This is a genomic window from Pseudomonas sp. PSPC2-3 (assembly GCF_049898265.1).
GTDB classification, from domain to species: Bacteria; Pseudomonadota; Gammaproteobacteria; order Pseudomonadales; family Pseudomonadaceae; genus Aquipseudomonas; species Aquipseudomonas veronii.
The window spans coordinates 586,339-598,044 of sequence record NZ_JAFCXJ010000001.1 but is presented as its reverse complement, the minus strand read 5'-3'; the positions used below and the strand labels follow the sequence as shown (position 1 = coordinate 598,044).

Genomic DNA, 11,706 nt, shown 5'->3' with positions numbered 1-11,706 from the left:
CACCTCATTGGGATGACAGCAAGGGCGGGCGGCGCAGCAAGCCATGCACCGGACCGAAGATCACGGACAGCAGGTACCCACCGCCAGCCACCAGCACAATCGCCGGGCCGCTGGGCAGTGAGTAGTAGAACGACAGCAACAAGCCAAGCCACACCGACAGGCATCCCAGCACTGCCGATACCGCAATCAGCACCGGCAAGCGCCGGCTCCAGAAGCGGGACGCGATGGCCGGCAACATCATCAAACCCACCACCATCAGCGCGCCGATGGCCTGGAAACCGATCACCAGGTTCAGCACCACCAGGGTCAAAAACAGCCCGTGGGCCAACGGGCCGAGGCGGCTGACGGTTTGCAGGAACAGCGGGTCGAGGGTGTCCAGCAGCAGCGGTTTGTAGATCAGCACCATGGCGACCAGGCTGAAACCGGAGACCCAGAGCATGCCGGTCAAGGTGGTTTCGTCGACGGCCAGGGCCGAGCCGAACAGCAGGTGCAGCAGGTCCAGGCGCTTGCCGGCAAGGCCGAGGATCAGCACACCGGCGGCGAGGGAGATGGGGTAGATGGCGGCCAGGCTGGCGTCTTCGCGCAGGCCGGTGCGACGGGTGATCCACGCGGCCAACCCCGCCATGCTCAGGCCGGCGCCGAGGCCGCCGATGGTCAGCGCGGGCAGGCTCAGGCCGGCGAACCAGAAACCCAGGGCGGCACCGGGCAGGATGCCGTGGGCGACGGCGTCACCGATCAGGCTCATGCGCCGCAGGATCAGGAACACCCCCAGCGGCGCGGTGCTGCAAGCGAGCACCAGGCCGCCGATCAAGGCGCGGCGCATGAACACGAAGTCGAGAAACGGCATCCACAGGTGGGCGGTGAAGTGCATCAGGCCACCTGCATGTGCAGTTGCGGGCGGATCAGTTCTTTGCTCGGCCCGAACCGGCAGCCCGTGCTTTTGATCTGCACCACTTGCTGGGTGTGTTGACGCACGGAGGCCAAGTCATGACAGACCACGACCACCGTGCGGCCCTCGTCATGCCAGGCGTGGATATGTTTCCAGCACAGGGCCTGGCCGTCTTCGTCGAGGGCGGCGTGGGGTTCGTCGAGCAGCAACACCGGCGCTTCGGCCAGGCTCATGCGGGCGAGCAGGGCGCGTTGCAGTTCGCCGCCGGACAAGGCCATCAACGGGCGCTGTTCCAGGCCGCTGAGGCACCAGTCTTCCAACACGGCGTGCAGGCGTTCGCTGCGTTGTTGCGGGGTGAGTCGGGTGCCCCAGAAACCGGCGGCGACCAGCTCTTGCAAGCTGATGGGGAACTGCCGATCGAGGTGTTGTTGCTGGGGCAGGAAGGACACGCCGCCGCGACGCGGCACATCCACGCGGATTTTGCCCGCCAGCGGTTTTTGCAGGCCGGCGATGACTTTGAGCAGGCTGCTTTTACCGCAGCCGTTGGGGCCGATCACACCAGTAAGGCTGCCGGTTTCCAGGGTGAAGTCCACGGCGGGTGTCAGGGGTTGGCCGGGGGCACCCCAGCGCAAAGCGGTGCAGGTGATCATGCTGAGTGTCTCGTCCAACGGCTTTCAGCCACGGCATCGTGCGCGTGCAGGCTTTCGGCGTGGATCACTTTGAGGTGGAAGGCTTGGACGGCATCCGAGCGTTTCAAGGCGAGGTTCAAGCGGCGGGCGGCGTCTTCGCAGAACATCAGGTTCTGCCCGTTGGCCAGGGCGAAGGCTTGTTCGTCCGCACGTTTCACCGCGGTTTGCACGGCGGTGCCGAGGGCGGCTTCGGCGGTATTGATCAACTCGGTCAGCGCCAGCTGCTCGCCGCGCAACTGGACGCGCAGTTGCGCGCTGCTGCGCTGGCTGTGGGGCGTGGCGACGATGCCGTTGGCGCTGCCGAGCCAGGTCAGCACATCGGCGTGCTGCAACGGCGTGTTGCCGAAATCTTCGAGAAATTGCTGCTGAATCAACTGCCTGGCGAGGGCCGCCGAGCACGGGCAGGTTGAGGAATAAGTCACCTCAATGTTTAGTTCCACGTGGAACATCTGGTTTTCCACGCGCGCTTCGATACTCACCGGGTAGCCCTTCCAGCCAGCCAGTGGGCTGACCAATGCCGGGCGCTTGAGCAGCAGATCGGTGTGGATACGCAGGTAGGCGTTATTAGATAAACCTTCATGACTGTCGAGAAAACGCTGCAGTACCTTACGCAGAAGTGCCGGAGTCAGTGGCTGCTGGTCGAGCATCTCCAGCGCCAGGTACAGGCGCGACATATGAATGCCACGGGCGGCACCGTCGTCCAGGCTGACGCCGGCATCGGCCGTGGCGGCGAGGCGTTGGTCGTCGATCAAAATAGGCAAGGCGATGCCGCACATGCCCACCCAATCGAGCGGCAAGGCTTGGCGTGAAGCCTGCGCGGCGATATCCGGCAGAGTCAGCGCATTCATGAGCAGGTCCATCGTTGGCGATAAAAAAGACATGTTATATTATAACGATTGAGTCGACGATGAATTTTCTGCTCCGGCCTTTTTTCAGTCATGTCGAGTAAGGACGCTCCTTTATTTGCGGTATTTGTCATGCACAGACGTCAGCTCCTCAACCTGCTCCTGGTCAGCCCGCTGTTCACCTTGCCCTTCACCGCGTCGGCCACGCAGATTCGCAACGCCCGCCTGTGGCGCTCGGACGACAAGCTGCGGCTGGTGTTCGACCTCAGTGGCCCGGTGAACTACAAGACTTTTTCCCTGACCGCGCCGGAGCGCCTGATCATCGACCTGAGCGGCGCCGGGCTCAGTGGCGACTTCTCTCAGTTGGTCTTGAAAAACAGCGGGATCACCTCGATTCGCTCCGGGCACTTCGGCAAGGCGGATACGCGCATCGTGCTGGACCTCGCCACGCCGATGCAGCTCACCAGCTTTTTGTTGCCGCCCCAGGATGGGCAAGGGCACCGCCTGGTGCTTGATCTCACCAGCGCTACCCAGGTGCCTCACCCGATAGCGGCCGCACCCCGGCCACTGGTCGACAGGGCGCACCCCAAGCGCGACATCATCGTGGTGGTCGACCCCGGCCACGGCGGCAAGGACCCCGGCGCTATTGGTTCCAAGGGCCAGCGCGAAAAAGACGTGGTGCTGTCCATTGCCCAATTGCTGGCCAAACGCTTGAAGCGCGAGAAAGGGTTCGATGTGAAGCTGGTGCGCAACGATGACTTCTTCGTGCCGCTGCGCAAGCGCGTGGAGATCGCCCACAAACACAACGCCGACATGTTTATCTCGGTGCATGCGGATGCGGCACCACGGATCACCGCGTCGGGGGCTTCGGTGTATGCCTTGTCCGAAGGCGGTGCCACCTCGGCCACGGCGCGGTTCATGGCGCAACGGGAAAACGGCGCCGACCTGCTGGGCGCCACCAGTCTGCTGAACCTCAAGGACAAGGACCCGATGCTGGCCGGGGTAATTCTCGACATGTCGATGAACGCCACCATCGCTTCCAGCCTGCAACTGGGCAGCTCGATCCTGGGCAGCCTGGAAGGCATCACCTCGTTGCATCAGAAGCGTGTGGAACAGGCCGGGTTCGCGGTGCTCAAGTCACCGGATGTACCGTCGATCCTGGTGGAGACCGGGTTTATCTCCAATGCGCGGGACAGTGCGCGGCTGGTCACGGCGCGGCATCAACAGGCGGTGGCGGAGGGTTTGTTCCTCGGCCTGCAGCGCTATTTCCAGAAGAACCCGCCGGTGAACAGCTACATGGCTTGGGTCCAGGAACAGAAACACAACCAGGCCTAACAGCCGGTCACACGGCTGCAGGTGAACGTGGCGCTGGCGCCACCGGAGCTGGAAAACCGGTTGATTGTGGTCCAGCCCACACGCCGCGTGTAGCCGACCCACGCTTCACCGTCCGAGGCCAAGCCGGTGAAGAACGTCAGTTGCCCGTAGCGGCTGTTGGTTTGCGCCCAATAGCGCCTGCCGATCGCCTCGAAACCGCGCAGATACGTGGTGCTGCCAACCGTCGCCACGCTGTAGGCATTGCCCAGCGGATCGACGCAGGCCAGCAGGTTGGCGCTGCGCGTGCAATTGGCCGACAGGCGCGGCACTTGGGCGCAGGCCTGGGTCGTGATGAGCAACAGCAGGCTACAGAGTAGATATTTCATAGGGTTTCTCGACGTAGACAAGCGCCAGCATTGCTCCGTTGGTCATGATGAGCAAGCGGGGGATTGGCTTATTTGTATTGTTATAATATAACATTAAGTACAGCCCGGCTTGAACGGGCGGCCTGATGAGAATGACCTGATGCCCAATCGTCTCCCCGTTACCGTGTTGTCCGGCTTTCTCGGCGCCGGTAAAAGTACGCTGCTCAACTATGTCCTGCGCAACCGCGACAACCTGCGGGTGGCGGTGATCGTCAACGACATGAGCGAAATCAACATCGACGGCGGTGAGGTGCAGCGCGACGTCACCCTCAACCGCGCCGAAGAAAAACTGGTAGAGATGAGCAACGGCTGCATCTGCTGCACCTTGCGTGAAGACCTGCTCGAAGAGGTCGGAAAACTCGCCAGGGACGGCCGCTTCGATTACCTGTTGATCGAATCCACCGGCATCTCCGAGCCGTTGCCCGTGGCCGAAACCTTCACCTTTCGCGATGAAAACGAGCAGAGCCTGGCCGATATTGCGCGCCTGGACACCATGGTCACCGTGGTCGACGGCATGAACTTCCTGCTCGACTACCAGGCCGCCGAAAGCCTCGCATCGCGGGGCGAAACCCTTGGCGAAGAAGACGAACGCTCGATCACCGACCTGTTGATCGAGCAGATCGAATTTGCCGACGTCATCCTGATCAGCAAAATCGACCTGATCGGCCGCCACGAGCGTGAGGAACTGATGGCCATCCTCGAACGCCTGAATGCCCAGGCCGAGATCATTCCGATGGTCATGGGCGAAGTGCCGCTGAACAAAATCCTCAACACCGGCCGCTTCGACTTCGAACGTGCCGCCCAGGCCCCCGGCTGGCTGCAGGAACTGCGCGGCGAGCATGTGCCGGAAACCGAAGAGTACGGCATCGCCTCCACGGCTTACCGCGCGCGCCGTCCGTTCCATCCGCAGCGCTTTTTCGAGTTTATCGATCGCCCTTGGGTGAACGGCAAACTCCTGCGCTCCAAGGGCTTTTTCTGGCTGGCCAGCAAGCCGCAGGACGCCGGCAGTTGGTCCCAGGCCGGCGGCCTGATGCGCCATGGCTTTGCCGGACGTTGGTGGCGTTTTGTGCCGAAAAGCCAGTGGCCGCAGGACGAAGAAAGCGTCGCCGCGATCATGGGCCACTGGCAAGCAAGCACCGGCGATTGCCGTCAGGAACTGGTGTTCATCGGGCAGAACATCGACTTCGCGCAGATGCGTGCCGAACTGGACGCCTGCCTGCTGACCGATGAAGAAATGGCCCTGGGCGTCGACGCATGGCGCTTGCTGGCCGATCCTTTTGGCCCTTGGTATGAAGAGGCGGCCGCCTGATGCTGGCACCGCTCATCCCCCTGCGCCCGGTGATCCGCCAGACCTGCGGCGACACCCCGCTGGCGCTGTCCGAGATTCTCGAAGACGGCGTCAACCTGGCGCTGTGGCAGCGCCAATTGCCGTTGCACATCGCCGAGTTCGGCGCCTTGCTGGTGGCGCTCGACGAGCCGTTGGCCGAGTCGCTGGTCATCGAGTTGGCCAGCGACGACGCGGTGCCGAACGTGCAGGGATTAGCCGCCTGCTGCCGCGATCTTGAGGGTTACGAAGGGTTTATCGCCGATGTGTCGTGGCTGATCGGCGCGTTTGCCTGCCTGCTTGGCGCCCGTCGGATCGGCGTGCGTTTGCGCCTGTTGGACAAAGCCATGTGCCCGCGCTTTCACGTCGACCATGTGCCCGCGCTTTCACGTCGACCATGTGCCCGTGCGCCTGATCACCACGTATGCCGGCATCGGCAGCCAATGGTTGCGCGAAGGTGTGATGGACCGCCGCCAGTTGGGCCAGGCGAATGCCGAGCCCAGCGAGCGTATCGAGCAGATTCACTGCGGCGAAGTGGCGTTGCTCAAAGGGACGAAGTGGCATGGCAACGAAGCTCACGGCCTGATTCACCGCTCGCCGCAGCTTAAAGCCGATGAGCGACGGTTAATTCTGACGCTGGATTGGCTGGCATAACCGCGTAGGATCAAACGCTCTACACGGCTTGAATGATGCCCTCTATGCTGCAGAACATTCCTACTCATGTGATTGCCGGGCCCCTGGGCGCCGGCAAGACCAGCCTGATCAAACACCTGCTCGCCCAACGCCCGGCCAACGAGCGCTGGGCGGTGTTGATCAACGAATTCGGGCAGATCGGTCTGGATGCGGCCTTGCTGACCCAGGCCGACGACGGCATTGCCCTGGGCGAAGTGGCGGGTGGCTGCTTGTGCTGTGTGAATGGTGCGCCGTTCCAGGTCGGACTGGGTCGCTTGCTGCGTAAGGCCAAGCCGGACCGCCTGTTTATCGAGCCTTCGGGGCTCGGGCACCCGGTGCAGGTGCTCAAGCAATTGCGCGAGGCGCCATGGCAGGATGTGCTCGCGGTTCAGCCCTGCGTGCTGGTGCTGGATGCGCAAGCCCTGGCGGCGGGCAAACCATTGCCGGAGGCGCAGCGCGAAGCACTCGCCAGCGCCGGCCTGTTGGTCCTGAACAAGGATGAGACGTTGGACGCCGCACAGCGCGAGGCGATCGAACGACAGTTAGTCGAGGTTCCGTTTTACTGGACGCGTCAGGCGCAATTGCCACTGCAGCTTTTGCCAGGCCTGAACGCACAGGCTGCAGCGGCTGTGGATAACTTCGTGGCGCCCAAGGGCGTGGCGCAAATGCCGGCGGTGTGGAGCGATCCTGCGTTGCCGATCTGCTTGAGCCAGGCCCAGGAGGGCGGCTGGAGCATCGGTTGGCGCTGGCATCCGAGCCAGTCATTCGATCACCAGCGCCTGGCGCAATGGCTGACACACCTGGATTGGCGCCGCGCCAAACTGGTTATCCACAGCACCGACGGCTGGATCTCCGGCAACGCTGTGGATAACAGCCCACTCGTCTGGCAACCCAGCGAATGGCGGCGTGATTCGCGTATCGAACTGATTTTCAGCGCGCCACAGGACGTGGCCGCGCTACAGCAGGCGCTGGCGGCCTGCCGTCATTGACGGTGCTTGGCGTGGTCCTGGCGCCACTGGCTGAGTTCGATCACGTCGGCGCTGGGTAGCGGCGTCTTGATTTCGAACGGGTAGGGCGCCAGTTCGATCTGCGCGCTGTGGGCGCCGAACTGGGTGATGGTCCCGGGGTGGCGGGTTTCGCCGGTCACGGTGAATTCGAAATTGTAGATGCGCGCCAGGCGTCGCCGTCCTTTGGCATCCTTCACAAAACCGATGCGTTTCAGGGCCACGGCACCGTCGAGCAACTCGATATCGAGCTTGGCGCAATGCTGCTTGACCCGCTCCAACGCGCGCTCGCGCAGGCCGTGGTTGTGCCATACCCAGGCGGCGCCGGTCGCCAGCAGCATCAACACGAAGATGTTTCCCAGGGTCAGCATGCGAAAAAAACTCCAACGAAGTGAGAGCAGCTTAACTGTGTCGTTAGCCTGTCGTACAGGCTGTGTTTGGTCGCATACTGCGCGACCAGAATTTCAATGGTTTTACGGAAATCCCCTGCATGAAACGCACACCTCATCTGCTTGCGATCCAGTCTCATGTGGTCTTTGGCCACGCCGGAAACAGCGCCGCCGTGTTCCCCATGCAGCGGGTCGGGGTGAACGTGTGGCCGCTCAACACGGTGCAATTCTCCAACCACACCCAGTATGGCCAGTGGACGGGCGAAGTGTTAGCGCCGCAGCAGATTCCAGCGCTGGTGGAGGGCATTGCGGCCATCGGTGAATTGGGCAACTGCGACGCCATACTCTCCGGCTACCTCGGCAGCGCGGCCCAGGGCCGGGCGATCCTCACCGGCGTGGCGCGGATCAAGGCGATCAACCCCAAGGCCCTGTACCTGTGCGACCCGGTGATGGGCCACCCGGAAAAGGGCTGCATTGTGCCGCAGGAAGTCAGTGATTTTCTGTTGGACGAAGCCGCTGCCATGGCCGACTTCCTGTGCCCCAACCAGCTGGAACTGGACAGCTTTTCCGGGCGCAAGCCGCAATCGCTGTTCGACTGCCTGGGCATGGCCAAAGCCCTGCTGGCACGCGGGCCCAAGGCCGTGCTGGTCAAGCACCTGGATTACCCGGGCAAATTGCCGGAAGGCTTTGAGATGCTGCTGGTGACAGCCGAAGGCAGCTGGCACCTGCGTCGGCCGCTGCTGGCGTTTCCCCGCCAGCCGGTGGGCGTGGGCGACCTGACCTCAGGGTTGTTCCTGGCGCGGGTATTGTTGGGCGACAGCCTGGTGGCCGCTTTCGAGTTCACCGCGGCGGCGGTGCATGAAGTGCTGCTGGAAACCCAGGCCTGCGCCAGTTATGAGCTGGAGCTGGTACGTGCCCAGGATCGCATCGCCCATCCCCGCGTGCGTTTCGAGGCCACGCCGATCGGCCTGTAACTACACAAAACCCAACGTGGGAGGGAGCAAGCCCCCTCCCACATTTTGCTTGGGTATACAGCCTGGTGCTTACAGCGCGTCGGCTTTGATTTCCTGGTAGCGCTTTTCTAACTCCTGGCGGATCTGCCGGCGTTGCTGCGCCTGCGCAAACCGGCGGCGGTCTTCGCTGTTGTGCGGTTGCAGTTGCGGCACGGCGGCGGGTTTGCGCTGGTCGTCCACGGCGACCATGGTGAAGAAGCAACTGTTGGTATGGCGCACAGAGCGCTCGCGGATGTTTTCGGTCACCACCTTGATGCCCACCTCCATCGAGGTGTGGCCGGTGTAGTTGACCGATGCGAGGAAGGTCACCAATTCGCCGACGTGGATCGGTTCGCGAAAAATCACTTGGTCCACCGACAAGGTCACGACATAACGCCCGGCATAACGGCTCGCGCAGGCGTAGGCCACTTCGTCGAGGTACTTGAGCAGGGTGCCGCCATGGACATTGCCTGAGAAGTTGGCCATATCAGGGGTCATCAGTACCGTCATCGACAGCTGGGCGTTTCCGGGTTCCATAGCACACTCACGGGTTAGGCATTGGTGGGGAGGCACCTCTGTGGATGCTCGAGTCATTGCAGCGCCATCTCTTACGGGACGCCGGTAGGCGGCTTGCCGTCACGCCTGCAGCGATCTGTTTCCATATATTGCACCGGCTTTTCGGCGGAAGTCGCGGTGTTAACCTTCAAAAGCCTTTCTAAGGGCATTTCTTACGATCAAGGCAGACTTTTCCTTCCGCTCTTTACGAAGTTTCAAAGGCGCGGTGGACGTGGGAAAAGCGCCAGTACCCTCAAGGAGCCCCTCGCCATGCACGCCATCAGCTTTATCCAGGATCTGGCCGTGATCATGTTGGTGGCTGGGGTCGTGACTATCCTGTTTCATCGCCTCAAGCAGCCGGTGGTGCTCGGTTACATCGTCGCCGGGTTCATCATTGGCCCCCACACGCCGCCGTTCGGCCTGATCCACGATGAAGACACCATCAAGACCCTCGCCGAACTGGGGGTGATCTTCCTGATGTTCTGCCTGGGCCTGGAGTTCAGCCTGCGCAAGCTGTTCAAGGTGGGAGCCACGGCGTTTATCGCGGCCTTCCTGGAAATCGTGCTGATGATCTGGATCGGCTACGAGATCGGCCGCTGGTTCGGCTGGAACACCATGGACTCGCTGTTCCTCGGCGCGATCCTGGCGATTTCCTCGACCACCATCATCGTCAAGGCGCTCAACGACCTGAAGATGAAAGACCAGCGCTTCGCCCAACTGATTTTCGGCGTGCTGATCGTCGAGGACATCCTCGGCATCGGCATCATCGCCTTGCTGTCGAGCATCGCCGTCAGTGGCACGGTCAGCTCCGGTGAGGTGTTTTCCACGGTCGGTAAGCTCTCGCTGTTCATGATCGTCGCGCTGGTCATCGGGATTTTGCTGGTGCCGCGCTTGCTGGCCTACGTGGCCAGGTTCGACAGCAATGAAATGCTGCTGATCACCGTGCTGGGCCTGTGTTTCGGTTTTTGCCTGCTGGTGGTCAAGCTGGAATACAGCATGGTGCTGGGGGCGTTCCTGATCGGCGCGATCATGGCCGAATCCCGCCAGTTGATTAAGATCGAGCGCCTGATCGAGCCGGTTCGCGACATGTTCAGCGCAATCTTCTTTGTCGCCATTGGCTTGATGATCGACCCGCAGATCCTGCTGCAATATGCCTGGCCGATTGCCGTGATCAGCGTGGCCGTGGTGCTGGGCAAGATGTTGTCCTGCGGCATGGGCGCATTTATCGCCGGCAATGACGGCCGCACGTCGTTGCGCGTTGGGATGGGGCTGTCACAAATTGGTGAGTTTTCCTTCATCATCGCGGCGCTCGGCATGACCTTGCAGGTGACCAGTGACTTCCTCTACCCGGTGGCGGTCGCGGTGTCGGCGATCACCACATTGCTCACCCCATACCTGATTCGCGGCGCCGACCCATTGTCGCTGAAGATTGCCGCCGTGATGCCCAAGCGCATGAGCCGGGTATTTGGCCTCTATGGCGAATGGCTGCGCAGCATTCAGCCCCACGGCGAGGGGGCGCTGCTGGCGTCGATGATCCGCAAAATCGTGCTGCAAGTGGGGGTGAACCTGGCGCTGGTGGTGGCGATCTTCTTTACCGGCAGTTATTTCGCGCTGCGTATCGGCGGGTATCTGGAGGGCTGGATCAGTGATCCAAGCTGGCAGAAGGCGTTGATCTGGGGCGCGGCGTTGCTGTTGTCGCTGCCGTTCCTGATTGCGGCGTACCGCAAGCTCAAGGCGCTGTCGATGCTGCTGGCGGAGATGAGCGTCAAGCCGGAAATGGCCGGGCGGCATACCCAGCGCGTGCGTCGGGTGATCGCCGAGGTGATCCCGATTTTGTCGCTGCTGGTGATCTTCCTGCTATTGGCGGCGTTGTCGGCGAGTATTCTGCCGACCAACAAGTTGCTGGTGCTGATCGTCGTGGTCGCGGCGGCGGTGGCGGCCGTGCTCTGGCGGTGGTTCATCCGCGTGCATACGCGGATGCAGGTCGCTTTGCTGGAGACTCTGGATAACCACAAGGATACGCCGGAACACTGAGGAGGCTGGGCCGCCCCGCGCGCGAGCCGCAGGTGTCAGCTTTCCAGCCAGACGTCCCGTGCCCAGTGCCACACCGACTCCCAGGTTTCTTCGGTGACGAGTTCTTCTTCGGCGCACCACAGCACCACGGTGCCGTCTTCTTCGACGCAGTAGTAGTCGTCGCCGTCCTGGCAGATCGGGATCATGCTGCGGTCAACACCGGCATCCCAGGCGTTGGCCGCCACATCCGGCAGGTAGGTGTGGGACTGCGGGTCGGTGACGGTCACCGGTTCCAGGCTGCCGTACACCACGTCGCTGACAGTTAGCAGGAATTCGCGGAAGACAAACGGGATGTCGATGAACAGCTGTTCCTCGATTTCCACCAGTTGGTCTTCATCAGGCAGTTCCAGAGGAACCGGAACCGGTTCGTTGGCTTCACGCAATTGTTCGATGACTTCTTCCACGGCCGGGATCCTCTTGCTAGATGGCGCGGTTTACAGGGGCGTTTTATACAGTAGCTCGCTATAAGTGCAACCGTGAAATAGAAAACCCCGGAACATGTCCGGGGTTTTGCTTACGGCTTGTTCAAGCGTGT

General features: G+C 62.1%; 12 protein-coding genes and 1 pseudogene. 6 read left to right on the top strand and 7 right to left on the bottom strand.

The window, feature by feature from the left end; all coding sequences use genetic code 11:
• Positions 1-4 precede the first annotated feature (4 nt).
• From ACP7E3_RS02765 to folE2, 3 genes are read right to left on the bottom strand one after another with little or no spacing between them, the layout of a single operon-like run.
• Positions 5-871, bottom strand: coding sequence for a metal ABC transporter permease (locus ACP7E3_RS02765; RefSeq protein WP_017850048.1), 867 nt, complete (start codon positions 869-871; stop codon positions 5-7).
• A complete protein-coding gene (locus tag ACP7E3_RS02760; RefSeq protein WP_057005201.1) occupies positions 871-1,539 on the bottom strand; it encodes a metal ABC transporter ATP-binding protein in 669 nt (222 codons plus the stop codon). Before ACP7E3_RS02760 ends, ACP7E3_RS02765 begins: the two co-directional genes overlap by 1 nt.
• Complete coding sequence (folE2, locus tag ACP7E3_RS02755) at positions 1,536-2,426, bottom strand: GTP cyclohydrolase FolE2 (protein ID WP_017850046.1); 891 nt, start codon at positions 2,424-2,426, stop codon at positions 1,536-1,538. Before folE2 ends, ACP7E3_RS02760 begins: the two co-directional genes overlap by 4 nt.
• Before the next feature lie 129 nt (positions 2,427-2,555).
• Here folE2 and ACP7E3_RS02750 point away from each other — a divergent pair, with 129 nt between their 5' ends.
• Positions 2,556-3,758 (top strand): N-acetylmuramoyl-L-alanine amidase, encoded by a 1,203-nt coding sequence (locus ACP7E3_RS02750; RefSeq protein WP_017850045.1) that lies wholly within the window; start codon positions 2,556-2,558, stop codon positions 3,756-3,758.
• On the opposite strand, the gene ACP7E3_RS02745 is transcribed toward ACP7E3_RS02750, so the two are convergent.
• Positions 3,755-4,123, bottom strand: a complete 369-nt coding sequence (locus ACP7E3_RS02745; protein ID WP_017850044.1) for a hypothetical protein — start codon at positions 4,121-4,123, stop codon at positions 3,755-3,757. The two genes, ACP7E3_RS02750 and ACP7E3_RS02745, sit on opposite strands and share 4 nt — an antisense overlap.
• A gap of 139 nt (positions 4,124-4,262) precedes the next feature.
• Here ACP7E3_RS02745 and zigA point away from each other — a divergent pair, with 139 nt between their 5' ends.
• The 3 genes and pseudogenes from zigA (at position 4,263) to ACP7E3_RS02730 (ending at position 7,147) form a co-directional block, all read left to right on the top strand.
• Entirely contained in the window at positions 4,263-5,471 is a 1,209-nt protein-coding gene (zigA, locus tag ACP7E3_RS02740; protein ID WP_017850043.1) for a zinc metallochaperone GTPase ZigA, read from the top strand.
• Positions 5,471-6,140 (top strand): annotated as a pseudogene (locus ACP7E3_RS02735) (DUF1826 domain-containing protein). The gene zigA and the pseudogene ACP7E3_RS02735 overlap by 1 nt, the downstream one beginning before the upstream one ends.
• 44 nt (positions 6,141-6,184) lie before the next feature.
• On the top strand, positions 6,185-7,147 hold the full coding sequence (locus tag ACP7E3_RS02730; protein WP_108525805.1) for a CobW-like GTP-binding protein: 963 nt from the start codon (positions 6,185-6,187) through the stop codon (positions 7,145-7,147).
• Here the strand turns inward: ACP7E3_RS02730 and ACP7E3_RS02725 are convergent.
• Positions 7,141-7,533 carry a DUF3301 domain-containing protein gene (locus ACP7E3_RS02725; protein ID WP_017850040.1) on the bottom strand — a complete coding sequence of 131 codons (393 nt, stop codon included), beginning with the start codon at positions 7,531-7,533 and terminating at the stop codon, positions 7,141-7,143. The two genes, ACP7E3_RS02730 and ACP7E3_RS02725, sit on opposite strands and share 7 nt — an antisense overlap.
• 119 nt (positions 7,534-7,652) lie before the next feature.
• Between ACP7E3_RS02725 and pdxY the strand changes: the two genes are divergently transcribed.
• Positions 7,653-8,525, top strand: a complete 873-nt coding sequence (gene pdxY / locus ACP7E3_RS02720) for a pyridoxal kinase PdxY (protein WP_017850039.1) — start codon at positions 7,653-7,655, stop codon at positions 8,523-8,525.
• A gap of 69 nt (positions 8,526-8,594) precedes the next feature.
• Here the strand turns inward: pdxY and ACP7E3_RS02715 are convergent, their stop codons facing one another.
• Entirely contained in the window at positions 8,595-9,080 is a 486-nt protein-coding gene (locus tag ACP7E3_RS02715; protein ID WP_017850038.1) for an acyl-CoA thioesterase, read from the bottom strand.
• 288 nt (positions 9,081-9,368) lie between these two features.
• Between ACP7E3_RS02715 and ACP7E3_RS02710 the strand changes: the two genes are divergently transcribed.
• Positions 9,369-11,132 (top strand): cation:proton antiporter, encoded by a 1,764-nt coding sequence (locus ACP7E3_RS02710; RefSeq protein ID WP_426122206.1) that lies wholly within the window; start codon positions 9,369-9,371, stop codon positions 11,130-11,132.
• Between the two features lie 35 nt (positions 11,133-11,167).
• Here the strand turns inward: ACP7E3_RS02710 and ACP7E3_RS02705 are convergent, their stop codons facing one another.
• Positions 11,168-11,575 (bottom strand): SMI1/KNR4 family protein, encoded by a 408-nt coding sequence (locus ACP7E3_RS02705; RefSeq protein ID WP_046381602.1) that lies wholly within the window; start codon positions 11,573-11,575, stop codon positions 11,168-11,170.
• Positions 11,576-11,706 lie beyond the last annotated feature (131 nt).

Excerpts from the sequence above, each read along its gene's own strand:
- ACP7E3_RS02710 (WP_426122206.1), top strand. The coding sequence starts at position 9,369 with ATGCACGCCATCAGCTTTATCCAGGATCTGGCCGTGATCATGTTGGTG.
- zigA (WP_017850043.1), top strand. The coding sequence starts at position 4,263 with ATGCCCAATCGTCTCCCCGTTACCGTGTTGTCCGGCTTTCTCGGCGCC.
- ACP7E3_RS02730 (WP_108525805.1), top strand. The coding sequence starts at position 6,185 with ATGCTGCAGAACATTCCTACTCATGTGATTGCCGGGCCCCTGGGCGCC.
- ACP7E3_RS02745 (WP_017850044.1), bottom strand. The coding sequence starts at position 4,123 with ATGAAATATCTACTCTGTAGCCTGCTGTTGCTCATCACGACCCAGGCC.
- ACP7E3_RS02750 (WP_017850045.1), top strand. The coding sequence starts at position 2,556 with ATGCACAGACGTCAGCTCCTCAACCTGCTCCTGGTCAGCCCGCTGTTC.
- ACP7E3_RS02725 (WP_017850040.1), bottom strand. The coding sequence starts at position 7,533 with ATGCTGACCCTGGGAAACATCTTCGTGTTGATGCTGCTGGCGACCGGC.
- ACP7E3_RS02765 (WP_017850048.1), bottom strand. The coding sequence starts at position 871 with ATGCACTTCACCGCCCACCTGTGGATGCCGTTTCTCGACTTCGTGTTC.
- folE2 (WP_017850046.1), bottom strand. The coding sequence starts at position 2,426 with ATGAATGCGCTGACTCTGCCGGATATCGCCGCGCAGGCTTCACGCCAA.
- ACP7E3_RS02760 (WP_057005201.1), bottom strand. The coding sequence starts at position 1,539 with ATGATCACCTGCACCGCTTTGCGCTGGGGTGCCCCCGGCCAACCCCTG.
- pdxY (WP_017850039.1), top strand. The coding sequence starts at position 7,653 with ATGAAACGCACACCTCATCTGCTTGCGATCCAGTCTCATGTGGTCTTT.
- ACP7E3_RS02715 (WP_017850038.1), bottom strand. The coding sequence starts at position 9,080 with ATGGAACCCGGAAACGCCCAGCTGTCGATGACGGTACTGATGACCCCT.